Origin of the sequence: Paenarthrobacter sp. NPDC058040, from assembly GCF_042885775.1 — a bacterium.
In the GTDB taxonomy this organism is placed as follows: Bacteria; Actinomycetota; Actinomycetes; order Actinomycetales; family Micrococcaceae; genus Arthrobacter.
On the sequence record NZ_JBHVRN010000005.1, the window covers coordinates 1 to 24,300 of the forward strand.

24 protein-coding genes are annotated in these 24,300 nt (G+C 63.4%); 16 read left to right on the forward strand and 8 right to left on the reverse strand.

Going from position 1 to position 24,300, the window contains the following annotated elements:
• Window positions 1-197: 197 nt before the first annotated feature.
• The 5 genes from ACFVSJ_RS07805 to ACFVSJ_RS07825 all read left to right on the forward strand — a co-directional run bounded on the left by ACFVSJ_RS07805 (window position 198) and on the right by ACFVSJ_RS07825 (window position 4,795).
• Window positions 198-1,013 carry an electron transfer flavoprotein subunit beta/FixA family protein gene (locus tag ACFVSJ_RS07805; protein ID WP_387435693.1) on the forward strand — a complete coding sequence of 272 codons (816 nt, stop codon included), beginning with the start codon at window positions 198-200 and terminating at the stop codon, window positions 1,011-1,013.
• Between the two features lie 12 nt (window positions 1,014-1,025).
• On the forward strand, window positions 1,026-1,979 hold the full coding sequence (locus ACFVSJ_RS07810) for an electron transfer flavoprotein subunit alpha/FixB family protein (protein WP_387435695.1): 954 nt from the start codon (window positions 1,026-1,028) through the stop codon (window positions 1,977-1,979).
• A 4-nt stretch (window positions 1,980-1,983) separates the two neighbouring features.
• A complete protein-coding gene (locus tag ACFVSJ_RS07815; protein WP_387435697.1) occupies window positions 1,984-2,763 on the forward strand; it encodes a PIG-L deacetylase family protein in 780 nt (259 codons plus the stop codon).
• 74 nt (window positions 2,764-2,837) lie between these two features.
• Window positions 2,838-3,383: a gluconokinase gene (locus ACFVSJ_RS07820; protein WP_387435698.1), complete on the forward strand. Its 546-nt coding sequence runs from the start codon at window positions 2,838-2,840 to the stop codon at window positions 3,381-3,383.
• Window positions 3,380-4,795, forward strand: coding sequence for a gluconate:H+ symporter (locus ACFVSJ_RS07825; protein WP_387435700.1), 1,416 nt, complete (start codon window positions 3,380-3,382; stop codon window positions 4,793-4,795). The genes ACFVSJ_RS07820 and ACFVSJ_RS07825 overlap by 4 nt, the downstream gene beginning before the upstream one ends.
• 86 nt (window positions 4,796-4,881) lie before the next feature.
• On the opposite strand, the gene ACFVSJ_RS07830 is transcribed toward ACFVSJ_RS07825, so the two are convergent.
• From ACFVSJ_RS07830 to ACFVSJ_RS07845, 4 genes are all read right to left on the reverse strand, one after another.
• Entirely contained in the window at window positions 4,882-5,724 is an 843-nt protein-coding gene (locus tag ACFVSJ_RS07830) for an anti-sigma factor domain-containing protein (protein WP_387435703.1), read from the reverse strand.
• Window position 5,725: 1 nt separating this feature from the next.
• Window positions 5,726-6,331 carry an ECF RNA polymerase sigma factor SigK gene (gene sigK / locus ACFVSJ_RS07835; protein WP_387436141.1) on the reverse strand — a complete coding sequence of 202 codons (606 nt, stop codon included), beginning with the start codon at window positions 6,329-6,331 and terminating at the stop codon, window positions 5,726-5,728.
• A gap of 190 nt (window positions 6,332-6,521) precedes the next feature.
• Window positions 6,522-6,989 carry a tRNA (cytidine(34)-2'-O)-methyltransferase gene (locus tag ACFVSJ_RS07840; RefSeq protein ID WP_387435705.1) on the reverse strand — a complete coding sequence of 156 codons (468 nt, stop codon included), beginning with the start codon at window positions 6,987-6,989 and terminating at the stop codon, window positions 6,522-6,524.
• 45 nt (window positions 6,990-7,034) lie between these two features.
• On the reverse strand, window positions 7,035-7,976 hold the full coding sequence (locus tag ACFVSJ_RS07845; RefSeq protein WP_387435706.1) for a J domain-containing protein: 942 nt from the start codon (window positions 7,974-7,976) through the stop codon (window positions 7,035-7,037).
• Window positions 7,977-8,096: 120 nt separating this feature from the next.
• Here ACFVSJ_RS07845 and ACFVSJ_RS07850 point away from each other — a divergent pair, with 120 nt between their 5' ends.
• Window positions 8,097-9,020, forward strand: a complete 924-nt coding sequence (locus tag ACFVSJ_RS07850) for a diacylglycerol/lipid kinase family protein (RefSeq protein WP_387435708.1) — start codon at window positions 8,097-8,099, stop codon at window positions 9,018-9,020.
• A gap of 48 nt (window positions 9,021-9,068) precedes the next feature.
• A complete protein-coding gene (locus ACFVSJ_RS07855; RefSeq protein WP_387435709.1) occupies window positions 9,069-9,743 on the forward strand; it encodes a hypothetical protein in 675 nt (224 codons plus the stop codon).
• A gap of 9 nt (window positions 9,744-9,752) precedes the next feature.
• On the opposite strand, the gene ACFVSJ_RS07860 is transcribed toward ACFVSJ_RS07855, so the two are convergent.
• A complete protein-coding gene (locus ACFVSJ_RS07860; RefSeq protein ID WP_387435710.1) occupies window positions 9,753-10,082 on the reverse strand; it encodes a hypothetical protein in 330 nt (109 codons plus the stop codon).
• Window positions 10,083-10,185: 103 nt separating this feature from the next.
• On the opposite strand from ACFVSJ_RS07860, the gene ACFVSJ_RS07865 reads away from it, so the two are divergent.
• Window positions 10,186-10,866, forward strand: coding sequence for a helix-turn-helix transcriptional regulator (locus tag ACFVSJ_RS07865; RefSeq protein WP_387435711.1), 681 nt, complete (start codon window positions 10,186-10,188; stop codon window positions 10,864-10,866).
• Between the two features lie 26 nt (window positions 10,867-10,892).
• The gene (locus ACFVSJ_RS07870) at window positions 10,893-12,122 is read left to right on the forward strand and encodes a cysteine desulfurase family protein (protein WP_387435713.1); all 1,230 of its coding nucleotides are present in this window, start codon (window positions 10,893-10,895) and stop codon (window positions 12,120-12,122) included.
• Window positions 12,123-12,131: 9 nt separating this feature from the next.
• On the opposite strand, the gene ACFVSJ_RS07875 is transcribed toward ACFVSJ_RS07870, so the two are convergent.
• Window positions 12,132-13,385 carry an NAD(P)/FAD-dependent oxidoreductase gene (locus ACFVSJ_RS07875; protein WP_387436142.1) on the reverse strand — a complete coding sequence of 418 codons (1,254 nt, stop codon included), beginning with the start codon at window positions 13,383-13,385 and terminating at the stop codon, window positions 12,132-12,134.
• A 181-nt stretch (window positions 13,386-13,566) separates the two neighbouring features.
• Between ACFVSJ_RS07875 and mnmA the strand changes: the two genes are divergently transcribed.
• On the forward strand, window positions 13,567-14,688 hold the full coding sequence (mnmA, locus tag ACFVSJ_RS07880) for a tRNA 2-thiouridine(34) synthase MnmA (protein ID WP_387436144.1): 1,122 nt from the start codon (window positions 13,567-13,569) through the stop codon (window positions 14,686-14,688).
• A gap of 92 nt (window positions 14,689-14,780) precedes the next feature.
• Window positions 14,781-16,406 (forward strand): hypothetical protein, encoded by a 1,626-nt coding sequence (locus ACFVSJ_RS07885; RefSeq protein ID WP_387435715.1) that lies wholly within the window; start codon window positions 14,781-14,783, stop codon window positions 16,404-16,406.
• 26 nt (window positions 16,407-16,432) lie between these two features.
• Here ACFVSJ_RS07885 and ACFVSJ_RS07890 read toward each other — a convergent pair whose 3' ends face one another.
• A complete protein-coding gene (locus ACFVSJ_RS07890; protein ID WP_387435716.1) occupies window positions 16,433-17,260 on the reverse strand; it encodes a caspase domain-containing protein in 828 nt (275 codons plus the stop codon).
• 319 nt (window positions 17,261-17,579) lie between these two features.
• Between ACFVSJ_RS07890 and ACFVSJ_RS07895 the strand changes: the two genes are divergently transcribed.
• From ACFVSJ_RS07895 to ACFVSJ_RS07910, 4 genes are all read left to right on the forward strand, one after another.
• A complete protein-coding gene (locus tag ACFVSJ_RS07895) occupies window positions 17,580-19,208 on the forward strand; it encodes an ABC transporter substrate-binding protein (protein WP_387435718.1) in 1,629 nt (542 codons plus the stop codon).
• A 116-nt stretch (window positions 19,209-19,324) separates the two neighbouring features.
• On the forward strand, window positions 19,325-20,416 hold the full coding sequence (locus tag ACFVSJ_RS07900) for an ABC transporter permease (protein ID WP_387435720.1): 1,092 nt from the start codon (window positions 19,325-19,327) through the stop codon (window positions 20,414-20,416).
• A gap of 2 nt (window positions 20,417-20,418) precedes the next feature.
• Entirely contained in the window at window positions 20,419-21,399 is a 981-nt protein-coding gene (locus ACFVSJ_RS07905; RefSeq protein ID WP_387435722.1) for an ABC transporter permease, read from the forward strand.
• A complete protein-coding gene (locus ACFVSJ_RS07910) occupies window positions 21,396-23,102 on the forward strand; it encodes an ABC transporter ATP-binding protein (RefSeq protein WP_387435723.1) in 1,707 nt (568 codons plus the stop codon). Before ACFVSJ_RS07905 ends, ACFVSJ_RS07910 begins: the two co-directional genes overlap by 4 nt.
• A gap of 2 nt (window positions 23,103-23,104) precedes the next feature.
• Here the strand turns inward: ACFVSJ_RS07910 and ACFVSJ_RS07915 are convergent, their stop codons facing one another.
• Window positions 23,105-23,761 (reverse strand): NADPH-dependent F420 reductase, encoded by a 657-nt coding sequence (locus tag ACFVSJ_RS07915; RefSeq protein WP_387435724.1) that lies wholly within the window; start codon window positions 23,759-23,761, stop codon window positions 23,105-23,107.
• A 148-nt stretch (window positions 23,762-23,909) separates the two neighbouring features.
• Between ACFVSJ_RS07915 and ACFVSJ_RS07920 the strand changes: the two genes are divergently transcribed.
• Window positions 23,910-24,299 carry a chorismate mutase gene (locus ACFVSJ_RS07920; RefSeq protein ID WP_387435725.1) on the forward strand — a complete coding sequence of 130 codons (390 nt, stop codon included), beginning with the start codon at window positions 23,910-23,912 and terminating at the stop codon, window positions 24,297-24,299.
• Window position 24,300 lies beyond the last annotated feature (1 nt).

Consider the following 24,300-nt stretch of genomic DNA (forward strand, 5'->3'; position numbering starts at 1 on the left):
GGCACCTGGAAGGTGCGGCCCGCCGTCGGGCTCTCCCCGGCAAGTACCGGCCTCCAGGAAGACGAAACAGGCGTTAACGCCGCAATGGATTTTTGGGGGCAATATGCTTAGCTAGGGGAAGCCCACGTGTTGGGCGATTTCACGGCCACGCTTTCAAGGTTGGCCGTCCACAAGCATGGAAGGCTGCTTCGAAGACAGTGGAAGACACATTGAAGATTGTGGTCCTGGTCAAGCACGTCCCGGACGCGCAGTTTGACCGGCACATCAACGGACCAGGCAACACCACCGATCGCGACGAGAGCATCTTGTCCGAACTTGACGAGTACGCCCTTGAGGCAGCCCTGCAGCTCGCTGAAGAGCGCGGTGGCGCGAAGGCAGGCAACGAGGTCATTGCCTTGAGCATGGGCCCGTCCGGAGCAGTGAACGCCGTGAAGAAGTCACTTCAAATCGGCGCCTTCTCCGGTGTCCACTTGAGCGACGACGCCTTGGCAGGCTCCGATGCGGCTGCCACGTCACTGGCGCTTGCAGCCGCCATCCGCCACCTTTCCGCGGACGGGCGCCCTGTTGACCTTGTCCTCACGGGCATGGCTTCCACGGACGGTGAGACCTCGCTGGTCCCCGCACAGCTTGCTGAGCGCTTGTCCCTGCCCCAGGTGACCTTCGCCTCCAGCCTCGAGCTCAGCGGCCGCACCGTGGTGGCCCGCCGGGACACCGGACTCCACTCCGAGACCATCGAGGCACAGCTTCCTGCGGTCGTTTCCGTGACCGACCAGATCAACGAGCCGCGATACCCGAACTTCAAGGGGATCCTGGCAGCCAAGAAGAAGAAGATTGCTTCGTTGTCCCTCGCGGACATCGGGGTTGATGCCTCTCAGGTGGGCGCCGCGGGTTCGTGGACCGTCGTGGAATCCGCTGAGGCACGTCCGCCGCGGAGTGCCGGCACCATCATCACCGACGAAGGCGACGCCGGCATCAAGCTGGTCGACTTCCTGGCCGCACAGAAGCTGCTCTAAAGGACCTCAACCATGGCAAATGCACTTGTATTCATTGACAACCCCGGAGCAACGCTCAAGAAGAGCAGCCTGGAGCTCCTGACCCTTGCCCGGAAGCTGGGGGAGACCGCCGTCGCGATTAACGGCGAACTGGCCGACGGCGTAGCAGCCGCCCTGGGTGCCTATGGCGTCGTGACGGTATTCCAGCCGTCTGCAGAGGACCTTGGCGACTACCTCGCTGGGCCGAAGGCCGCCTACCTGGCCGCTGCGGTGGGCACCTCCGGTGCCACCGCCGTGCTGCTCGAGAACTCGCCCGAGGCCAAGGAAATCGCCGGCCGCCTCGGCATCAAGCTCAACGCCGGAGTCATCACGGACGTAGTGGATGTGGAAGCGGACGGCACCGCGCACAAGTCGGTCCTCGCAGGCTCCTACACCACCACTGCGAAGGCGACTACGCCTGTGTCGGTGTACTCGGTCAAGGCGAACACGGTTGAACCTGAGCCTGCTGCTGCCGCCACCGCCCCGGAAAAGGCCACGGTGGAAGTACCAGCTGGCGCAGCGGCAAGTTCGGCGCGGATCTCGTCGCGGACGGACAAGCCCGTCAGTGGACGCCCCGAACTGAGCGAAGCACGCATTGTTGTGGCAGGTGGACGTGGCGTTGATGGCGACTTCGGCCCCGTCGAGGAACTCGCGGACGCGCTGGGCGCCGCGGTCGGTGCTTCCCGTGCCGCGACGGATGCCGGTTGGATCGGCCACGACGCGCAGGTAGGCCAGACCGGTGTAACGGTTTCGCCGCAGCTCTACATTTCGGCGGGCATTTCCGGTGCCATCCAGCAGAAGGCCGGCATGCAGACCTCCAAGGTGATTGTCGCCGTCAACAAGGACGCTGAATCACCGGTGTTCGAAATTGCGGACTTTGGCATTATCGGCGACCTCTTCAAGGTCCTGCCCCAGGCCACGGCCGAGATCAAGAAGCGGAAAGGCTGATCCTTTGACTTCTGGCGTTTCGTCAGCGAAGAGCCCGTTCAACACCTCCACGGAGCGTGTTGAGCGGGTGCTTTGTTTTACTGCCCATCCGGATGACATCGACTTTGGGGCGGCCGGGACCATCGCAGCGTGGACGGCCGCGGGGGTCCAGGTCAGCTACTGCATCATGACCGACGGTGACGCCGGAGGATTCGACCCCGTGGACCGGGAACGAATCATCGAGCTCCGGGCCGAGGAGCAGGCGCGGGCTGCGGCACTGGTGGGCGTGCAGGACATCCACTACCTGCACGAACGTGACGGTTATCTGGAACCGACCCACGGCGTCATCAAGCAAGTGGTCAAGCTGATCCGCGAAATTCGCCCGGACATTGTGCTGACCATGCACCCCGAAAGGAACTGGGAGCGGATCCAGAAGAGCCACCCGGACCACCTTGCCGCGGGGGAGGCCGTGACGCGGGCCGTGTACCCGGCCGTGGAGAACCCGTTCGCGTACCCGGAGCTTGCAGAAGCCGGGCTGCAGGCCTTCAAGCTGCCCTGGCTGTGGTTCATCTCGAGTCCCGAGGTCCTCGAGAATCATGCAGTGGACATTACGGACCATGTTGACGCCAAGCTGAAGGCCATCCGGATCCATGCGAGCCAGCACCCCGACATTGAAGGAATGGAGCGCGTGGTCCGCAGTAACCTGCTGGCAAATGGACAGCGGTCCGGGCTGTCCGAAGGGCGAAGTGCGGAGCGGTTCCACGTGGTGTCGGTCAACGGATCCACTACCATCGCGGGCTTCTAGTATTGCCCTCGTGTAACCCCTGCCATATGCTTGACCTCGGTTAAATCATATTTATTCGAGGAAGGCAGACTTTGATGGCGAAGACTGCACAGCAGCCCGTCCTGGTGATCATGGGCGTCTCAGGATCGGGCAAATCGACTGTAGCCGGCGTTCTGGCCGGGAAGCTTGGATGGGATCTCGCCGAAGGTGACGATCTCCATCCCGAGGCCAACGTTGCCAAGATGCACTCGGGACAGGCGCTCACGGACGAGGACCGTTGGCCCTGGCTGGAGATTATTGCTTCCTGGATCCGGGAGCGCACCGCAACCGGGACACCGGCGATCATCACGTGCTCGGCCCTCAAGAAGAAGTACCGCGACGTGCTTCGCGGGGAGGGCGTCGTCTTTGTCTTCCTCCAGGGCAGCAAGGACAAGATCTCCGACCGCCTGGCCTCGCGCCACGGTCATTTCATGCCGCCGTCCCTGCTCGAATCGCAATTCGAAGCCCTGGAGGAGCCCACCGAGGGCGAGAACTACATTTCGCTGTGCGTCTCGGCGTCTCCTGCCGAGGAAGCGGACGAAGTCATCCAGAGGCTGGGGCTCCACCCCGTCGCCGAGGGCAAGGGAACGGCCGTTTCGTGACTGCCCTGAATACCGCATCCCTGGTGTCCACCGAGGTCCAGGGTTGGACCGGTCATGATACCCAGCTCCTGGTGGTAGCGGCCATCGGGATCGCGTTGATCGTGGTCCTGATTGCCAAGCTGAAGCTGCATCCCTTCCTGGCGCTGGTCCTTGGTTCGGCCTTCGTTGGCCTGGCTTCGGGCGTTGAACTGGGCAAGGTCATCACCAACTTCGAAGACGGAGTGGGCGGCGTCCTCAAGGAAGTCGGCCTGCTGATTGCGCTGGGTGCGATGCTCGGCAAGCTCCTGGCAGACTCCGGCGGCGCCAACCGGGTAGTGGATACGCTGATCGCCAAAGCGAGTGGCAACAAGCTGGTCTGGATGATCACCCTGGTGGCGGTCATCATTGGCCTGCCGATGTTCTTCGAGATCGGTCTGGTGCTGCTCCTGCCGGTGATCGTCCTGGTGACGCAGCGCTCCAAGATGAAGCTGATGCGCATCGCCATTCCTGCCTTGGCGGGTTTGTCCGTGCTCCACGGCCTGGTTCCGCCCCATCCGGGGCCGTTGATCGCGATCAGCGCCGTAAAGGCCGAGCTCGGCACCACTCTCGCTTTGGGCATATTGGTGGCAATCCCCACCGTGATCATTTGTGGTCCGCTGTTTTCCAGGTTGGCTGCCCGATGGGTACCCGTCGACGCGCCTGCGATCGCCGGGGGCATCGACACCCAGCACAGCGCCGACCTCACTGACGTCAAACGCCAGCCGTCCTTCATCGTCACCCTGTTGACCATCATCTTCCCGGTGGTACTGATGCTGCTGAAGGCCTTGGGCGGGATCATCTGGCCGGACGCGGCGACTGCGCCCGCCATCCGGATCTTCTTCGACTTCGTTGGCCAGCCGCTGGTGGCCATGACCCTCGCAGTGCTGGCCGCGATCGTGACCTTTGGGTACGCAGTGGGCTTCACCGGCAGCAGGATCACGGCCAAGCTCGGCGACAGCCTTGGACCGATCGCGGCAATCCTCCTGATTGTTGGCGCCGGCGGCGGATTCAAGCAGACCCTGATCGGCGCGGGTGTAGGTGACGCGGTCAAGAAATGGGCCGAAGGCGCCAACATGTCCGTGCTGGTCCTGGGCTTCATCGTTGCGGTCGCGCTCCGCCTCGCAACGGGATCGGCAACAGTGGCCACTGTGACGGCTGCCGGGATCGTGGCCCCTTTGGCAGGCAGCCTTAGTCCGACTCACGCAGCCCTGCTGGCCTTGGCGATCGGGGCAGGCTCGCTGTTCCTGTCCCACGTCAACGACGCCGGTTTCTGGTTGGTCAAGGAATTGTTCGGGCTGACGGTGGGGCAAACCTTCAAAACCTGGTCCGTGATGGAGACGCTGATCTCCGTAGTTGGCTTTGGGTTCGTGATGCTGTTGTCGCTCGTGTTGTAGCGACGCCTCCGTACCGCAAAGTGCGACGGCGGCCGTCCCCTTGGGTGGGACGGCCGCCGTCGGGCGTTAAGGCAGTACGTGCAGGGTCAGGCGGCTCCCAAGGGGACCACCACGACAGGCGCGGTGGTAGGCGCCTTGGAGCCCCCGGCCGGCTCCACCGTGATCGCTACGGATGATGCCGAGGACAGCCCTTTCACGATGGCTGGCTTGGACAGGCCGTCTGCGTCCATGGTTCCCTGCGAAACCGGGGCTGAACCGTCCTTTGGCAGGGTCCACAACTGGTAGACCTTGCCAGTTGGGGCGGGGGACACGCCGTTCATGAGCACCACAAAAGAATCCTTTGCCGAGGACGCGGAGATCGTGGCTGTGCCGCCTCCGGGAACGTCCGCGGTTTTCTTTTGGACATCCTGTGCTTGGAGGACCTGGTTGACGGGATCGTTCTGGGCCGCGACGTAAGCGCCAACGCCGACGCCTGCAACGGCGATCGCGGCAGCCGCGGCCGCGCCAACGATCCACGCCCGTGCCCCTGCCAGGCGTCGACGTTCATTTCGCTTGAGCCGTGCACTGGCAAGATCGGCGACTGCGGGTAGTCCTGTGGCGGGCGCAGCAGGACGTTCGGCAGTGGGCGGCGCCGCTGGGGATGCCTGGGCGACCTTGTCCATGATGGAGTCGAACAGTCCGGCGGGCGGATCCTCCTCCGGTGCGAAGCTGACAGCCAACGTCTCCCGCGCTTGGCGGACTCTTTCCCTGAATTCGGGGCCCTCAGGGGCGTCCTTGACGAAGTTGTCGATCAGGACGCGTTCTTCGACCGTAACGGCATCCAAAGCATAGATCTCGGCAAGCTCGAGGACGCGGCCCTCAGCCAGGTCCGTTGCGATGTCGTTCGCGAACATTTTGCGGATAAATCCTCCACCTGCGTTTTCAGTCATGTCAGGCCACCCCCAAACACGTCTTGAGGCGCAGGAGGCCGTCCCGGATCCTTGATTTGATGGTGGGCACAGCTGCGCCCAGCCGCTCGGCTACTTCGCGGTAAGTGAGGCCGCCATAGTAGGCCAGGCGAACCGACTCCTGCTGGGTCTCCGTCAAGGTATCCAAACAGCGGCTCACAGCCTGCGCTTCAAGGTTGGTGCCTGCTTCCTCGGCCACCACATCGCGGTCCGGATCCTGGCTGGCAGCGCCATAGCGGGCTTCGCGGTCTGTCGCGGCCTGCACGGAACGGACACGATCAATAGCCCTGCGGTGCGCAATGGTCATCAACCACGCCAGTGGGCTTCCAGCGGCACGATCGAATTTTGAGGCTCCTTGCCAGACCTGCATGAAGACTTCCTGCGTGGCGTCCTCGCTCAGTTCGGGATCGATGAGCACCCGCCTGGCCATACCGTAGACCCGCCTGGAGGTCAGGCGGTAGAACTCAGCGAAGGCTTCCTGCTCACCTGCGGCGATCAATTCAAGAAGGCCCGTCAATTGCGAGTTCAAATCGGTCGCCGGGCCTGCAGCCGCAAAGACCGGGGGTCCGGGGTTGTTGGGGGTGTCCATCACAGTCCAGCATATGTGGTCTGCTTTGAAATCGGCAGGACGGCCACCCTGCGTGATGGTTGCGGACGTGCCGTCGACCATCACAGCCACCTTGCTCTCCAGCACGCTCACTTGGGCTCCTCATCCGCAATCCTTTGGCCGGAGATTCCTCCTGCATCAGGTATTCGGCACCGCCGCCCGTGTGGATGGGTTACAGCTTGGCCCCGCCGAAGCCGTTCTGGCGCCATGCTTCGAAGACCGCGATGGATGCCGCATTGGCGAGGTTGAGGGAGCGAAGCGAGGGCCGCATCGGCAGCCGCACCCGCGCCGTAACGTGCGGATCCTGCTTCAGCCAGGCCGGGAGCCCGACTGATTCGGGGCCAAACATGAGGACGTCGCCTTGACGGTATTCGATAGCCGTATAAGACGTTTCGCCATCGGAGGTGAAAGCAAATACCCGCTCCGGCTGCAGGGCTGCCCACGCAGCCTCTATGTCCTTATGGACGGTAACGACGGCCAGGTCATGGTAGTCCAAGCCTGCCCTGCGCAGTTTGGCATCGGAGAAATCGAAGCCGAGCGGCTCCACCAGGTGCAGTTCGGCGCCGGTGATGGCGGCCAGGCGGATGGCGTTGCCGGTGTTGCCCGGTATTTCTGGCGTGTGGAAGAGGATGCGGAACACTGGTCCATCCTATCCAGCGATTGCCGGGCCTGTGGTCCGGCCCCGCTACTGGTGCATGCCCCGTAGCAGCCGGGCCAGGACGGGCACCACCACGGTGTTGGGGGCGGGACCCGAACCAAGGAATTGCTTCAGCCCCCTGGCCAAGCCCGCGCCGTTGACCACTTCGATTCCGGAAGCCGTGCTCTTGCCGTAATGGTCGATCACCGGTTCGTGGAGGTTTCCGTCGGGGCTATGCAGCACCACCCAGCCGGTTACATTCAGTTCCGGGAAGATGTCCTGCATCTGCCGGACGATGTGGCTGAGTTGCGGCGGTGCGATGGTCCTGCCGCCATGGCGCAAGGACTGGCCGTCCCAGGCGTATGCGCCCTTGGGAAGGAGCATTGAGCCTACGAGGGCGAGCCGGTATCCGGACAGCACGGCGTGGTCTATGTGGCTGTTGTCCGAGGGGGAGCGCAAGCCATTGACCAAGCGTGCCGCCGGAATGGCCGTCAGAACCTGGCGGGAGATCAGTTGCACCGTGCGCATTTCACGCTGGATCCGCGCTTCGGCACCAAAAATTCCTCGTTTGCGGGGAATCCCATGGACCTGCAGGGCGGCCTCTGCCTTGGAAATGAGTGGAACCTCGAAGGGGTCATCGAAAGGTGGCACGTACATGGCCGGGTCGCCGGCGGTGTTGCGCTGCTGCTGTGGACGCCTGACACCGGCAGTGGTGCCCGGTCCGGGACTGGCCGGACCGGTGTAGTCGCCGGGCCCTGATTCGGATCGTCCGGCCCCTCCAGTGGCGTACCGGCGGTCGTACTCAGCCCTGCGGCGGGGGTCTATCAAGGTTTCGTAAGCCAGGGTCACTCGTCGGAACGTTTCGGCTTCGCCGCCATGATCCGGGTGGGCCTTCCTCGCGGCCTTGCGGTAGGCCACTTTGATTTCTTTGTCCGTCGCAGTGACGGGCACACGGAGGACCTGATAGTGCGAATTGCTGCCCTCGGCCAAGCACGGGCCCTTCTCTAGTTTGTGGTCCGCTCCTGAATGGGCGGCAGGGGCCAGTCTATCCAGCCACAGTGTGAACGTCGGCGAGGGGTGCCCTGGTTCCCGGCTGGCATAATTCGGGCTGTGAATGCTCCGGTCCCCCTGAACAGCCGCAGTTCGGGCAAGCTTGCCCTGGCCATCAACCCCGCCGCTTCGTTCGGTCGCCTGCCGAAAGCCGGGGACCAGGCCGCCGCCTTTTTCCGCACCGCCGGATTCGACGTCGTCGTGCTCAAGGGTGACAGCCACGAGGCCCTGCGGAAACTGGTGGACCAGGCGGCGGAGACGGGTATCGACGCGTTGGTGGTTGTAGGCGGGGATGGTGTGGTCAACCTGGCAGCGAACGCCCTGGTGGGCAGGGACATTCCGCTGGGCATTGTTCCGGCAGGAACGGGCAACGACGTCGCAAGGACGCTGGGTGTGCCTCTTACGGACGTCGCGGCCGCATGCCGCCTGGCGCTTGATGCCCTCGAGACGGGCGGGCGTCGGATTGATCTGGCACGAACCACGTCGGCAGCGGGGACTACCTATTTTGCGGGCGTACTTTCCGCCGGTTTCGACGCCGCCGTCAACGAACGGGCCAACTCCTGGCGTTGGCCCCGCGGCAGGAACCGCTACAACCTTGCCATGATCCGGGAACTGGCTTCCTTCCGCCCCATCGAGTACCAAGTCACGGCTGACGGCCGGCAATGGCATCAGCGGGCAATGTTGATGTCCGTTGCCAATGGCCAGTCGATCGGGGGCGGCATGAAGATCACTCCCGAGGCCTCGCCTGATGACGGCGAGTTGGACCTGTTCGTGGTCAAGCCGCTCTCCCGCTTGCGTTTCCTGGCCGTCTTCCCCAAAGTCTTCACGGGCAGGCATACGACGCATCCGGCCGTGGAGATCCAACGGTTTAGGCGCGTGCGCCTTGAGGCCGCCGGGGCGAGCGCCTATGCCGACGGCGAGCGGATTGCCGCGCTGCCCGTTGACGTTGAAGTGGTCCCGGGAGGATTGCGCGTCCTGGCGTAGCGCGTCTGTAGACTCTGATCGGGCAGGGACGGCGAGTGAGGAGCAACGGTGGTAAGAAACGTTCGACGGCGGCTGCTCGCCTTGGGAGCAGCGGGCTCGGCCGGCCTGTTGATGGCCGGGTGCAGCGTCAACGTCCCGGACCCTGCCGCTCCCAAGCCTTCGTCTGCGGAATCCACTTTGTCCACGCCCACCATTACTCCTGGGCATGACGCGGCGGCCGTGGCGGCCAAGGATCTTCCCCTTGGCGCCGGAGGAACGTTGGTCCCGGGAGAGCCGGTCACTTACGCCAGCAGGCTCGAGGAGGTTCCCGGGTGGTCGGTGGTGCATTCGGGACTGCAGGGGGAGAACCGGTACGCGAAATCCGATGGTTGCCTTGCGGTAGCCAGGGTCAGCGTCAACCAAGGTCCGTTGGTGGTCCCTGGGGACGATGTTGCATCCACCAAGGCACTTTTCCAGTACCTCGACGCAGGGGTCGATACGGAAAAACTGAAGGCGGCCACTCTTCGCTGGGGGCAGGACTCAGGGAAACCCCAGCGCTCCGTGGAGTTGCTGGCCTTGGAATCCGGTTCTACTGCCGGAGGAAAGCAGGCGTTGGTGATGGCCAGGTTGTTCAGCGGCCCTGAGTCCTCTGTCTATGTGTCGATTGCCTGCCCTTCCACGTCTGCCCTGGCCAATGCCAAGGCGGACGTTCAAGCCCAAGTGGCCGTAATCCCGCCGTCCTGACGGTTGCGGCTACGGGTTCCCTGTCTTGGAGGGTGTGGCCAAGCGGTGAAGCGCGAGCGCGCCGACCAGGAGGCCGAAGTCCCTCAGGGCAACGTCAAAGTAGGAGCCGAGGACCAAGAGGTTGACGATGATGCCGAGGAGCCAGGCTGCCACAATCAACGAGCCGATGCGGGGCCTGAGCGCCACGGCGATCCCGGCGAGGATTTCGACGACGCCTACTCCGTACATGAACGTTTGGGCCGAAACGGGCACCACAGCCGTGGCGGCCGGGGCCAGGTAGATGGTCCAGTCCGTGAGCAGGTTGAAAAATTTGTCCACGCCAAAAATGATGGGTGCCACCGTGAAAACCGTGCGCAGCAGGAGGAAGGCCTGACGGCTGGTGGGCTGGGTGGTGGAAGCTCAAATAATCAACGAATCTTGTTTTTAGAGATATCCTTTAGCCATGGGCATTACCGGTTCTTCGTGGAGCAAGAGGATTTCCGCGATCGCGGCGTTGGATGACAGCAATCGCCGGGCGCTGTACTCCTATGTCCTGGCCGCCGGTGAAGCTGTGGGGCGGGACGAAGCGGCAGGGGCCATGGGTCTTCCCCGCAGTACGGCGTCTTTCCACTTGGATCGCCTGGTTGGTGAGGGTGTGCTGAAAGTCGAGTTCCGGAAGCCCTCCGGGAAGGCCGGGCCGGGCTCGGGACGGCCGGCGAAGTTCTATCGCGCTGCCACTGACGAGATCAGCGCATCCATCCCCGAGCGGCATTACGACCTTGCCGGCGATGTGCTGGCCACTGCGGTCTCGGAATCCATCAACCGAGCGATTCCAGTGCAGGAGGCCCTTTTGGAAGTTGCGCACGGCAAAGGCCGCGAGGCCGGGCGTCCGGGTGACTTTGTAGGCGCCTTGACGGATTTGGGGTACGAACCGGTGCCGGACAACAGCGGGTACCGGCTCCTCAACTGTCCCTTCCACCGGCTCTCGAGGAACCACGAGGATGTGGTGTGCTCCATGAATGGCGCTTTCCTCAGAGGCGCTGCGACCGCTTCGGGGCAGGCTCCGGAATGCGTGGTGCCCGATGACGGCCCCGGCCATTGCTGCGCCCGAATAGCTGCACTGGAAGCCCCGGGCGACGCCTGAGGGTGGACCGTCGGTAGAATTGCAGCGTGTCCGTTTACCTTGACCATGCCGCAACTACCAGCATGTCGGCCGAAGCCCTTGCGGTCATGACCCGTGAATTGGCGAGGACCGGCAACCCCTCTTCGCTTCACGGCGCAGGGCGCCGTGCGCGTCGTACCGTTGAAGACGCCCGCGAAACTTTGGCTGCGGCCGCGGGAGCACACCCGTCCGAAGTTATCTTCACCTCGGGCGGTACCGAGGCGGACAACCTTGCCGTCAAGGGCCTGTACTGGGCCCGGCGCGACGCGGACCCGCGCCGACGACGGATACTGTGTTCCGCCGTCGAGCATCATGCGGTCATGGACACCGTCGAGTGGCTCGAACGCCACGAAGGCGCCGAGGTGGTGTGGCTGCCGGTTGACGGCGAGGGAATCGTCGAACTCGATGCCGTGCGGCACGAACTAAGCCGGGACCCGGATTCGGTGGCCCTTGTCACGGTGATGTGGGCGAACAACGAGGTAGGCACCGTCCAACCCATCGCGGAAATCGTCGGGTTGGCCAAGCCGTATGGCGTTCCTGTGCACAGCGATGCTGTGCAGGCATTCGGCTCCTTGCCTGTCGACTTCCGTGAGTCCGGGCTGGCCGCGATGTCCGTGTCGGGGCACAAGATCGGCGGCCCCGTGGGTGTTGGGGCCCTTTTCCTGGGCCGCGCCATAGCCTTGACGCCGGTCCAGCATGGTGGAGGCCAGGAACGGGACGTCCGGTCGGGAACCTTGGACACTCCTGCCATCGCTGCCTTTGCGGCAGCAGCCGCAGCCGCTGCGCGGAACCTTGGCGCGGAGGCCGAGCGGTTGTCCGGCCTTCGTGACCGCTTGATCGCAGGGGTCAGGGAGGTTGTTCCGGAGGCCGTCCTTCGAGGTTCAACGGGCAGGGGCAGGCTCCCCGGAAATGCCCATTTCACCTTCCCGGGTTGCGAAGGCGATTCCCTGCTGTTCCTGCTGGACCTGGCCGGCGTCGAATCCTCCACCGGCTCCGCCTGTACGGCGGGAGTGCCTCGGCCATCGCACGTCCTCCTGGCCATGGGCCTGGATGAGGATACTGCGCGCGGTGCCCAACGGTTTACCCTGGGCCACACGTCCACTGAGGCTGACGTGGCCGCACTGCTGAAGGCCCTCCCCGAAGCCTGCGCGAGGGCGCGACAAGCGGGCATGGCGGGACACGAATCGACTATCCAGACAGCCGCGACCGAAGCCCGCAACGGGGGCGGGGGCCGCTGAGCCTTGGGCCTAGGCCTCGGGCAGGAGTTCTTCCAGGGGAATGACCGGATCTGTGAGCCGGCGGACGTCGACGGGAACCTTGCCGGAAATGAGTGCTTTGATGGGTTTCTGCACCCGGCGCTGGTTGACGCTCATGCCGGCCACAACCTGGTTGATTCCTTGCCCGCCGTTCCTGAGCCAGAAGGCGATGTAGCTTCCTTCGTCCAGGGAGCCCCGGATTACGGGGTCCACGCCGGAGGTGAGTGAAGGGAAGCCCGAATACTCCATGCTCAAAGTGAACTGGTCCGTGTAGAAATAGGGCACCACATCCAGAAGGGCAGCCTGTCCCAGCATGGACTTTGCTGCCACCTTTCCGCCGTTCAGCGCATTGGCCCAGTGCTCGCTGCGGTGGTGTTCCCCGGTGAATGGGTGCAGGGCGTTTGCGACGTCCCCTGCGGCCAGCACATCCGGTGCGCTGCTTCGAAGCGAGGCGTCTACCACGATTCCGTTCTGGATCTTTAGGCCTGCGGCCTCTGCGAGTGCCGAGTCCGGAACGACGCCGACGGCGACGACCACGATGTCGGCGGGCAGGGAGATGCCGGTGTTTGTGCGGACGGCTGACACGTGCCCGTTCCTGCCTTCGATGGAGGCAACGCTGGCAGGGAGGTGGAAAACGACGCCTTGGTCCTCTTGGAGTTTTTGGAACTGCGCACCAAGCCGGGGACCAATGGCTGCGCTGAGTGGAACGTCCTCCAATCCGAGCAAGGAGACCTCGTTGCCGTAGCTCCGCGCCGCTGCGGCCAGTTCCATGCCAATCCATCCGGAGCCAACCATCACGACGCGTTGTCCGCCTTGTTGCAACAATGAACGCAGGCGGACACTGTCCTTGAACGTCCGGAAGGTCATGACGCCTTCCAATTCAATGCCCGGCAGCGGGATGTGCCGGGGTTGGGCGCCGGTGGCAAGCAGGAGCCTGGCGTACTCGATATCCTCGCCGTCCATGAGTGTTGCTTTGTGCCCCGCAACATCGAGCGCTGCGACGGGGCGGCCCAGGAGGAGTTCAACACCGTTGTCCGCATACCACTCTCCAGGAACCACATCCACGACGTCCTCACGCGCCTTTCCAAGGAGGAATTCCTTGGAAAGGGGTGGGCGCAGATAAGGGATCCTGCCCTCCGCCGCCAGGAGCGTGATTGGACCCTCGAAGCCCTCGGCGCGCAGCGTCTTTGCCGCTGTGGCGCCGGCGAGCCCGCCGCCCACTATGACCATCCGTTCCGTTGCCATGTCCATCGCCCCGTTCTAAAACTGGTGACTTTGACTTTAGAAGCGCCGGCGCCCGCAGTCAAGGGAATTTAAGGCCGCCATGGCGTGTTCGGCTAGAATGGATGGGCGCGCCGTCTGACCGACGGCGAAAGCCCTGAAGCAATCCATGACACAGAAAGCCAGCATGCGAGTACTTGCAGCAATGAGCGGTGGAGTCGACTCCGCCGTGGCAGCCGCCCGGGCCGTCGAGGCCGGACACGACGTGGTGGGAGTACATCTGGCGTTGTCCCGCATGCCCGGAACGCTCCGAACCGGAAGCCGCGGCTGCTGCACCATCGAGGACTCCCGGGATGCTTGGCGCGCCTGCGACGTTCTCGGCATCCCGTACTACGTTTGGGACTTCTCGGAGCGCTTCAAGGAAGACGTCGTCCAGGACTTCATTGACGAATACGCAGCCGGACGAACGCCCAATCCCTGCATGCGCTGCAATGAGCGCATCAAGTTTGCGGCACTGCTGGAGAAGGCCATAGCACTGGGGTTTGACGCCGTCTGCACGGGCCACTACGCCAAGGTGATCGAGGACGCCGACGGTAACCGCGAACTCCACCGCGCCGCAGACTGGGCCAAGGACCAGAGTTACGTCCTCGGCGTCCTGACGCACGAGCAGCTCAAGCATTCCATGTTCCCGCTCGCCGACACCCCGTCCAAGGCCGAAGTCCGTGCGGAGGCGGAACGTCGCGGCTTGTCCGTCGCCAACAAGCCGGACAGCCACGACATCTGCTTTATTTCCGACGGCGACACTCGCGGCTGGTTGGCCGAAAAGATCGAGATGACCACGGGCGACATCGTGGATGAGACGGGCGCAAAGGTCGGCGAGCACCCCGGCGCAAATGCCTTCACGGTGGGGCAGCGTCGCGGACTCAAGCTTGGCCGGCCTGCTGCCGACGGCAAGCCCCGCTTCGTGTTGGAGATCCGCCCGAAGGAGAACAAGGTGGTGGTGGGCCCCGAGGCTCTGCTCGCCATTGACGAAATCCGAGGCATCAAGGTCTCGTGGGCTGGTCTTCCCATCGATGAAGTAGCGACGGGCGATGTCTTTGATTGCTACGCGCAGGTGCGCGCCCACGGCGACCCCGTTCCTGCTACGGCCCGGGTGGAAAACGCGGTCGACGAGGACGGCGTCATGCGGGCCGAGTTGGTGGTCACCCTGGAAGAGTCCCTCAGGGGTGTGGCGCCGGGGCAGACCGTTGTGCTTTACCAGGGCAGCAGGGTGCTGGGCCAGGCAACCATCGACGCTGCCCGGTCGCTCCAGAGGGCAGCGCTCTAAATCATTGCCTCCGTTTGGCAGGACCCCCATACTGGCCTAAGCAGCTCAACCGCTGCGGTGTTCGGGGGTCCGCATTCGGGACGGCGATGACTGTGGCATTTCCAAAGAAGAGCCCGGGAGACATCAAAGCTGGGCAGATGGTCTCGGTGACGGTTCTGGCCGAAGGGCCAATCGGTGCCGGCGGTGCACCACCGTTGACAGCACAGGTGCGGATTCCGGTGGAACGGCTACGTCGTGGACCTACCGGGCACCGGTATGCGGTGCATATCAGGAAGTGGCGGGGCACCGCTGTTTCGCCCGTCACCCTGACCAGCCAGGGCGACCCCTGGCAGCTGGTTTCCGAACCACCCCCCGCTGACCTCCGGGCGTTGCTGGACGACACCAGGTTCCTGGCGCAGCACGTCTACGGCGTAGCCATGAGCACGCTTGATGTCTTTGAATCCACACTGGGCCGTCGCATGCCGTGGAATCCCGAGGGGCGGGTGGTCCTGAAGGCCAGGGACCTCGTGACTGCGACGGACACGGGTTACGAACGCGGCACCAACATCATCCGCTTCGGGTCCGTAGACCGCATGGGCTACAAGGTGCCCACCGCGTTGTTCAGGGACATCGTTGCCCACGAAGTCACCCATGCCATCCTGGACGGCTTCCGGCCGGCCTGGGCGGACCAACTCGCCACAATCGAACAACTCGCCCTCCACGAAGCCCTGGCGGATCTCGTGGCCATCCTTCAGGTGTTTTCCTCGTGGGAGGTGGTCTACCGGCAGCTCGAGGCAGCGGCCGGCGGGTTTGAAGCAGGGCAGGTGGTGGACGACGCCGTTCTGCAGCGCTCACTGTTCGACTTCGCGCGGGATCTCTTCGCCCGCGGTCCGTTGAGGGAACCTTTCGTAGGAGCGGTTCCCGCGGACTGGCAAGAACTTCCTGAGCCCCATGCCCGCGGAGCGGTGGTAGTGGGTGCGGTCCTGCGTGCCGTCCATAAGCTGTGGTCCGAGCGGAACGCCCGTTTCGGGGACGGCCAGAGCCTCCAGCAGAAAGCGGAATCAGGATCAATTGTGGCAACCAGGATCCTTCGCATGGTGATCCGCGGCCTGGCGTACATGCCTCCGGTTGATGTTGGTTGGCGTGACCTCCTGCGCGGAATCATTGCAGCCGACCTGGACATGGTCCCGGAGGATCCACATGGCTACCGGGACACGCTGCAGGCCGAGTTTTCCGCCATCGGCGTTCGAAGGGTGTCATTGAACAACATCAGCGGAGTGGATAACTACCAGGGGCTGCGATACCCGATCCGCCTCTCCGCCCTTGGTTCTGACCCGCAGGAAGTCCAGCGTTTCGTCTGGGAGAACCCCCGGCTCCTCGACGCGGCGCGACTGGAACGCCGGACGCCGTTGAGCTCCACACGGGTTCGGACTTCCGAACGCGTATCACCGGACGGATTCATCATCTCCGAAATCGGTGCCTCGTTCATCCAAACGGTCCGGATGAGCCGACGGGAGGCCTACGTTCGCCTGGGGTTGAAAACACGCCGGGAGTACGTGGACATCCGGGGTGGAGGCCTTTTGAGGTTCGACGCCGGTGGCAGGCTGGTCTACGCCGCCCTCAAACCCGTCATGGACCGGGACAGGCAAGCGCTCCAGTTCCGGTCGGACCTACAGCGTGATGCCGAGGAGGCCGCGTCGTCGGGGGTGAAGAACAAGTTCCATGGCACAGGTGACTGAATCCCCAACGGGGGAGCGGGCCGCCCTTAGCTGCCCCACGCGGCCTTGCGTGCCGCCGTCGTGCCTTCCAGCTGGGCCACTTGATCGAAGCCGCCGGACTTGAGGCCCTTGCTGACCAGCTTGAGGATCTCTGCGCGTCCCAGGGTGCCGTCGCTCTTCAGTGATTTGACGAAGTGGTAGGTGAAGGCGCCGTTGTAACGGCCGTCTATGAGGGCGTCGGCGGCAGTCTGGTCGGAACGGCACGCCGCCATGAGCACGGGCTTGGACAGCTTGGCCGACTTGACCATGTCCCGAAGGGTGCGGGTGTCGTTGAACTCGCTGGCGATGACCGCCCGCGGCGTGGGTGCCGGCAGGAAGCGGGGCCGGCGGCCCGGAACCAGGTCCAGCGATTTCAGGCCGGTGCCGCTGTGGCAAGTATCAAGGACCACGTCCATGCGGATACCATCCGGCAAGCTGGCGAACACATCGGACAGCTCATCATCGGCGATGACGGTGGCAGGATCCCACGAGTCCCCGGTGTTGTTGATGTCGTAGCAGGCGAAGGCCTCGTCAAGGCGGTCGGCTTCATCGCCGTTGGTGTCCGGAATCTGCGTTCCGTGGCTGGAGAAGCTGAATACCAGATGGTCGGCCTTTCCGGAGGTGGCCGCCTGCACCAGCTTGTTCAGCTCCGCCATGACCGCTTTCTTGGTGGCCTTGGCGTCCTTGAGCACGGTGATGTCCTCCGCGGCGAAGCCATACTGTTCGGCCAGCAGCGCGGACAGGTCGTCAGCATCGTTGACGCAGCCCTGGAGCCAGCTGGACTGGGGCAGGAACTTGAATTTGTTGATCCCTACGCAAAGGGCTGACTTGCTCATGTGGCTGTCCTTCGGACTCGGTGCTCCAATCCCCAATCTTGGCGGCCCCGCAAACCACCGCCCGGATGCCGGCCACGGAGCAAATAATGCCGCGGACCAGCGCTTGCCAACTCGACACTAAAGATATTCCCGGGCGCGGACGCGGGCAATGGGCCTTAACGATCGAGGAACCCTACTGGTTGGTAAATTTTGTGTCTCGAATCATCGAATCAAGGCTTCCCTGGGGTCGAAGTCTGATTGAATCGGGGAATCAAATGTGTGCGTCGTCACAAATATCCGACGGCGGCGCGCCGAATCCATCGAACAGAAGGTTCACCAGATGGCACTGAAGAAGAAGGCCCTGCACGGCGTTATCGCGCTGGCGGGCGTTTCCGCACTGGCGTTGACGGCATGCACCGGGCCCTCGGGCGGCGGTTCCTCCTCCGCGCCGGCGGCAGCCGGACCCGTAGCCTACGGCACCACAGACAAAGTCACCGCCTTGGACCCTGCCGGGTCCTACGACAATGGTTCGTTCATGGTGATGAACCAGATCTACTCCTTCCTGCTGAACTCCAAGCCCGGCGGAGCCGATCCTGTACCGGATCTCGCGGAATCGTCGTCGTTCACGGCGCCCACCGAGTACACGGTCAAGCTCAAGCCAAACCTGAAGTGGGCCAACGGGCACACCCTCGATTCCAAGGATGTGAAGTTCTCCTTCGATCGCCAAGTAGCCATCAACGATCCGGCAGGTCCCGCCTCGCTCCTGACGAACATCGAGAGCGTGACGGCTCCGGATGCCACCACCGTGGTGTTCAAGCTCAAGCAGGCCAACGACCAGACCTTTGCCCAGATCCTTAGCAGCCCGGCTGCGCCGATCGTAGACGACGAAGTCTTCCCGGCGGACAAAGTCCTTTCGGACGATGACATCATCAAGGCCAAGGCCTTCTACGGCCAGTACACGATCGACAGCTACAAGAAGAACGAGCTGGTGAGCTTCAAGGCCTACGCTGACTATCAAGGCGTGCTGGGCAAGCCGGCCAACGACGAAGCAACCATCAAGTACTACGCGAGCCCCACCAACCTGAAGCTGGACATCCAGCAGGGCAACATCGACGTCGCGTTCCGCAGCCTCAGCGCTACGGACGTTGATGACCTCAAGAAGGATTCCAAGGTCAAGGTCCTCACCGGACCCGGTGGCGAGATCCGCTACATCACGTTCAACTTCGACACCATGCCGTTCGGAACCAAGGCGGCCGGGGCAGATCCTGCCAAGGCCACGGCCGTACGCCAGGCAATCGCCAACCTCGTGGACCGGCAGGCCATCGCCGACCAGGTCTACAAGGGCACGTACCTGCCGCTGTACTCGAACGTTCCCAACGGCTTCCTCGGTGCCAACGAGTCCTTCAAGGACGCCTACGGTGACAACGGCAAGCCAAGCATGGACAAGGCCAAGAAGGTCCTCACGGATGCGGGAATCACTGACAAGGTTGCCTTGAACCTGCAGTACAACCCGGACCACTACGGCGGATCCTCCGGCGACGAGTACGCCATGATCAAGGAGCAGTTGGAGAAGTCCGGTCTGTTCACGGTCAACCTGCAGTCCACTGAGTGGGTCACATACAGCAAGGCCAGCCGCGCCGACGAATACCCGCTGTTCCAGTTCGGCTGGTTCCCGGACTTCAGCGACGCTGACAACTACCTGACCCCGTTCTTCCCGGAGGGCGGCTTCCTCAAGAACCACTACAACAATGCCACCGTCAACGAGCTGATCAGCAAGCAGCTCACCGAGGCCGACAAGTCCAAGCGTGAAAAGGACATCCAGGATGTCCAGAACGCCCTGGCCAAGGATATTTCCACCCTGCCGTTGCTCCAAGGCGCCCAGGTGGCCATCGCAGGAAGCGGCGTGAACGGCGTCGACAAGACGCTCGACGCTTCCTTCAAGTTCCGTCTCGGAACCATTTCCAAGTAACCACGCCCGGGGAGGCGGGACACTCACCACGTGTCCCGCCTCCTTTGCTGACTCATCGTCGTCAGTACGCACGAGCCAGTCCCGCGCAACCCACGGGCAGGAAACACAGGTAACACATGACAACTCTCATAGATGTGCCCGATGCCGAACCCGGCATGGTGGCTCCGAAAAGCAAGTCCAAGTCCGGGGGAGGCCTCGGCAGGTACATCGTGGTCAGGTTTTTCCTGATCATCCCCACGGTCTTCATCCTGGTGACCCTGGTCTTCTTCCTGATGCGGGTCATCGGTGACCCGATCACCGCAGCCCAGGGCGGGCGGTTGCCGCCGGATGTCCTGGCGCAACGCATCCACGACGCCGGCTACGACCGGCCCGTCCTGGTCCAATATTTCGAATACCTCGGCCAGCTGGTCACGGGCAATTTCGGCACCACCATCACGGACCGCCGTCCTGTCGTCGAGGTGTTGTTCACCTTCGGCGCCGCAACCCTGGAACTGAGCATCAACGCCCTGATCGTGGCGCTCGCGGTGGGCATCCCGCTCGGCCTCGTTGCCGCCCAACATCGGGACAAGACTTCCGACGCCTTCCTGAGGCTCTTTGCGATTCTCTGCTACGCGACACCCGTTTTCTTCTCGGGACTCCTCCTGAAGCTGACCTTTTCGGTGTGGCTCGGCTGGTTCCCGGTGGCCGGTCGCGCGTCCACGCGAACGGAACTGACCATGAGCACCCTGGCTGCCCCTTCGGGAATCTACTGGCTGGACGCGCTGCGCAGCGGCAACTTCACCGCCTTCGGCGACGTTGCCGCCCACGCCGTACTCCCTGCCGTTGCCCTGGGACTGCTGACAGCCGGCGTCTTCCTGCGCCTGGTGCGGACCAACGTGATCGGAACGCTCGGCAAGGACTATGTCGAGGCCGGCCGTTCCCGCGGTGTCAGCGAATTCCGGCTGGTGACCAAGCATGCCTACAAGCCGGCGCTCATCCCCATCATTACCGTCATGGGACTCCAAATCGCCCTCATGCTGGGTGGCGCCATCCTGACGGAGACCACGTTCGAATGGAAAGGGCTGGGGTACCAGCTGGTGCAGTACCTGAACGCGCGCGATTTCGTGGCCGTCCAGGGCATCGTTGTCCTCCTCGCGGTCATCGTGGCCGTCACCAACTTCATCGTGGACATCATCGCTGCCCTCATCGACCCCCGAGTGAGGTACTGACCATGGCTACACCTGAACTGGCTGCACCCAAGCAGCCCCTCTTTTCCAGGCTTCCCGTGGTGTCGCACCTCAGGAAGAGCGTTGGACTCCAACGGGGGATGCTCGTTGCGGGCGTGATCCTGAGCGGACTGTTCCTTCTGACGAGCATCTTCGCTCCTCTGCTGGCACCGTACGGCTATTCCCAGCTCAGCGATGCCTCAGGCTCGTTCCCCACCCAGCAGGCACCGAGCGCCAAGCACCTTCTGGGCACCACGGTCGGTGGCTACGACGTGCTGTCCCGGGTTCTCTGGGGTTCCCAGACAGCCGTTACCGTCATTGTGGTGTCTGTTGCCATGTCCCTGTTCCTCGGGGTGGCCTTGGGCCTGCTCAGCGGCTACTTCGGTGGATGGCTGGACCGCATCCTGGTGGTGGTCGCCGATGCCATCTACGCCTTCCCCACACTGCTGCTGGCCATCGTCATCTCGATTGTCATCAGCCGCGGGCAGTCCAGCTTCTGGGGAGGCATCTTCTCCTGCGCCTTCTCCATCACGGTGGTGTTCGTCCCGCAGTATTTCCGGGTGATCCGTGCGGAGACCATCCGCCTCAAGGCCGAGCCGTTCGTGGAATCCGCAAAGGTCCTGGGTGCTTCCAGCCTCCGTATCATCGGGCGCCACATCTTCAAGAACGCTACGCGGACCCTGCCCCTCATGTTCACGCTGAATGCGTCGGAAGCGATTCTGACGCTGGCGGGCTTGGGCTTCCTCGGATTCGGCATCGAACCCACCTCCGCTGCCGAGTGGGGTTTCGACCTCAACAAGGCGCTGGCGGACACGTCGTCTGGCATCTGGTGGACCGGTGTCTTCCCGGGTATGGCGATCGTCCTCACCGTTCTCGGCCTCACACTGGTTGGCGAGAGCATCAATGACCTCAACGATCCCCGGATCCGTGGCCGCAAACGCGCAGGCGGAACCGCTCAGGCGCCGGTAGAAGCAGGTAAGCCATGACCACCAACCTCGGAAACATTGCGGACCAGGGCGGCGCCGTGGAGCCAGTCCTGGCGATCGACCAACTCAAAGTCACCTTTGCCACCGATGCCGGGGACGTCCATGCAGTCAAGGACGTCAGCCTGGACGTGAAGCCCGGCGAGGTAGTGGCCATCGTGGGGGAGTCAGGATCGGGCAAGACCGTCACGGCCAAGACCATCCTGGGCCTGTTGCCGGAGACGGCCATCAGTTCCGGTGCCGTAGTGATCAACGGCAACAATGTGATCAGCCTCGGCAAGGCGGCCCTGCGCAAGATCCGCGGCAGGGACGTTGCCATGGTCTTCCAGGAACCGTCGACGGCCTTGAACCCCGTTTTCACCGTGGGTTGGCAGATTGCCGAAGGCATCCGCGCCCATGCAAAGGACGGGCACCGCGTGTCCGCCAAGGAAGCGAAGTCGCGTGCCACCGAAGCCCTCCGCAAAGTGGGCATACCGGATCCGGAAACCCGGGTGGACTACTATCCCCACCAGTTCTCCGGCGGCCAAAAGCAACGCGTCGTCATCGCGGCTGCCCTGGCGTTGAACCCCGGACTCATTGTGGCTGACGAGCCCACCACTGCCCTGGACGTCACGGTGCAGGCCGAAATCCTTCAGCTCCTGCGTGAATTGCGGGACAACTACGGAACCTCGATCGTGCTGATTACCCACAACATGGGCGTGGTGGCGGACCTCGCCGACCGCGTGGTGGTGATGTACCAAGGTGACGTGGTGGAGGAGGCGCCGTCACGGGTGCTCTTCGCGGAGCCCCGCGAGGAGTACACGCGGAAACTGCTTGCCGCGGTTCCACACCTGGGCCGTAACTCGGCGTCCGAGGGCGCCCGCACCCGGCTCCATCAGGACGGAAAGGTGTTGGTGGAGGCCAAGAACCTCACCATCGAATACCCTGGCCGCTTCGGACGGCACGGGTTCAAAGCAGTGGACGACGTAAGCTTTACTGTCTCCGAAAATGAGGTTTTTGGCCTGGTGGGCGAGTCGGGGTCGGGCAAGTCCACCATCGGCCGCGCCATCGCCGGTTTAACGAGGGTGACGGGCGGCAGCCTGAAGGTCCTTGGTTACGAGATGCTGGACTTCAAGGAAAGGACATTCCGGCCCCTGCGGAAGGACATCGGCTTCGTCTTCCAGGACCCGGCTGCGTCATTCAACCCGCATCTCACCATTGGTGAGTGTGTCGCCGAGCCGCTTGTCATCCATACCAATCCAAGCGCGGCGCAGGCGAGGAAACGCGTAGGCGAGTTGCTTGAGTCAGTCCAGTTGCCGGCGTCGTACGCGCAACGGTACCCGCACGAGCTCTCCGGCGGACAGCGGCAGCGCGCCTCCTTGGCGAGATCGCTGGCGCTCAACCCCCGGCTCTTGATTGCCGACGAACCGACCTCGGCTCTGGATGTCTCCGTGCAGGCCAAGGTCCTGGATCTCTTCAAGGACATCCAGGAAGAGTACGGTTTCGCGGCGCTCTTCATCAGCCATGACCTGGCCGTCGTGGACATGCTTTCCCACTGGGTGGGCGTGCTTTACAAAGGCAAGCTCGTTGAACAGGGCATCGGCAACCACGTCATGGGTTCGCCGCAGCACGACTACACGAAGCGGCTGATCGCCTCGCTGCCGGTTCCGGACCCGGATGAACAAGCACGACGGCGGGAGGCCCACCGGGCGCTGTTGGGTGGCTGACGCTATTCGGACACAATCCCGATGTTGAACATTTTCCCTTGTGGCTGCTGCATGAAGATGCGCAGCCACAAGGGAAGCCACATCTCCATGCCACGTGCGGCGTCCAGTCCGCCAAGGTCCCGGATGTGCTCCTTGAGCCAACCGAAATCCTGAAGCAGCGCGGAAACGCTGGCCTTCGCGCCAGCATCGTTGCCTGCCATGAAAATGTCGTGCGCTCCAGGCAGCCGCGACGGCTCCACCATGACCGGAGCACTGACCGTATTCAGTGACTTGACCACGCGCACTTCAGGATAGGTGCGTTGGATGGTTTCGGCGATGCTGTCCGTGTTGCACACCGTCAGCGCCGGAGGAAAGCCGCTGGAGTTGTCCAGGCCGTTGGATACGTCCAGGAGGACCTTGCCGTTCAGGTTTGGTTCGCCCGCCTCGGCCAGTGCCGCCAGGGTGACGGCTCCAGGTGTGGCGTTGACAATCAGTTCAGATTCGGCGGCGGCCTGCGAGAAGGACCCCGCATGCGCGAGGTCCCCGGACGCCTCAGCCCAGGCAACGCCTTTGGGATTCCCCGGTTCGCGGGAACCCATGGTGACCTCGTGGCCCAGCGCCACCAACTTTCCGGCGAGGGCATGCCCCACCATTCCCGTTCCCAAAACGGCGATCTTCATGGAAGCTCCTTTGCCGATCCGCAGGTGATGGAGCCCATTGTGCACCCGATTGGGCAGTGGCAACACTGGCTTGCTCCGTCCCTTGGGGAAGCTCGACCGGGAGGTAACAACAACGGAGCCACCGGCCCTACACCATAGACTGGAAGGCATGACCGAGCAGAGCCACGCCCTTCCCGATGACACCGAATCCTTCGACCCGGCAGCGAGTTCCCTGTCAGGCCAGGTAGACCGGGCCATCATGGAGGAACTGTTGTCCATCCGGTCCAGCATCGACAACATCGACGCCACCTTGGTGTTCCTGTTGGCCGAACGGTTCAAGGCCACCCAGAAGGTGGGCGTGCTCAAGGCAACACACAAGCTTCCCGCGGGGGACCCGGGCCGGGAGGCGGCACAGATCGCGCGGTTGCGGCGCCTCGCCGAAGACGCCCATCTGGACCCCGCCTTCGCTGAGAAGTTCCTGAACTTCATCATCAGCGAAGTCATCCGGCACCATGAGGCGATTGCCGAGAACCACCAGATTTCCAGCCAGCAGGCCTAGG

Coding starts and splice junctions, on each gene's coding strand:
- ACFVSJ_RS07875 (WP_387436142.1), bottom strand. CDS start 13,385: ATGGCAACGGAACGGATGGTCATAGTGGGCGGCGGGCTCGCCGGCGCC.
- ACFVSJ_RS07890 (WP_387435716.1), bottom strand. CDS start 17,260: ATGAGCAAGTCAGCCCTTTGCGTAGGGATCAACAAATTCAAGTTCCTG.
- ACFVSJ_RS07820 (WP_387435698.1), top strand. CDS start 2,838: ATGGCGAAGACTGCACAGCAGCCCGTCCTGGTGATCATGGGCGTCTCA.
- sigK (WP_387436141.1), bottom strand. CDS start 6,331: ATGGACACCCCCAACAACCCCGGACCCCCGGTCTTTGCGGCTGCAGGC.
- ACFVSJ_RS07830 (WP_387435703.1), bottom strand. CDS start 5,724: ATGACTGAAAACGCAGGTGGAGGATTTATCCGCAAAATGTTCGCGAAC.
- ACFVSJ_RS07895 (WP_387435718.1), top strand. CDS start 17,580: ATGGCACTGAAGAAGAAGGCCCTGCACGGCGTTATCGCGCTGGCGGGC.
- ACFVSJ_RS07920 (WP_387435725.1), top strand. CDS start 23,910: ATGACCGAGCAGAGCCACGCCCTTCCCGATGACACCGAATCCTTCGAC.
- ACFVSJ_RS07810 (WP_387435695.1), top strand. CDS start 1,026: ATGGCAAATGCACTTGTATTCATTGACAACCCCGGAGCAACGCTCAAG.
- mnmA (WP_387436144.1), top strand. CDS start 13,567: ATGAGCGGTGGAGTCGACTCCGCCGTGGCAGCCGCCCGGGCCGTCGAG.
- ACFVSJ_RS07905 (WP_387435722.1), top strand. CDS start 20,419: ATGGCTACACCTGAACTGGCTGCACCCAAGCAGCCCCTCTTTTCCAGG.
- ACFVSJ_RS07915 (WP_387435724.1), bottom strand. CDS start 23,761: ATGAAGATCGCCGTTTTGGGAACGGGAATGGTGGGGCATGCCCTCGCC.
- ACFVSJ_RS07865 (WP_387435711.1), top strand. CDS start 10,186: ATGGGCATTACCGGTTCTTCGTGGAGCAAGAGGATTTCCGCGATCGCG.
- ACFVSJ_RS07900 (WP_387435720.1), top strand. CDS start 19,325: ATGACAACTCTCATAGATGTGCCCGATGCCGAACCCGGCATGGTGGCT.
- ACFVSJ_RS07910 (WP_387435723.1), top strand. CDS start 21,396: ATGACCACCAACCTCGGAAACATTGCGGACCAGGGCGGCGCCGTGGAG.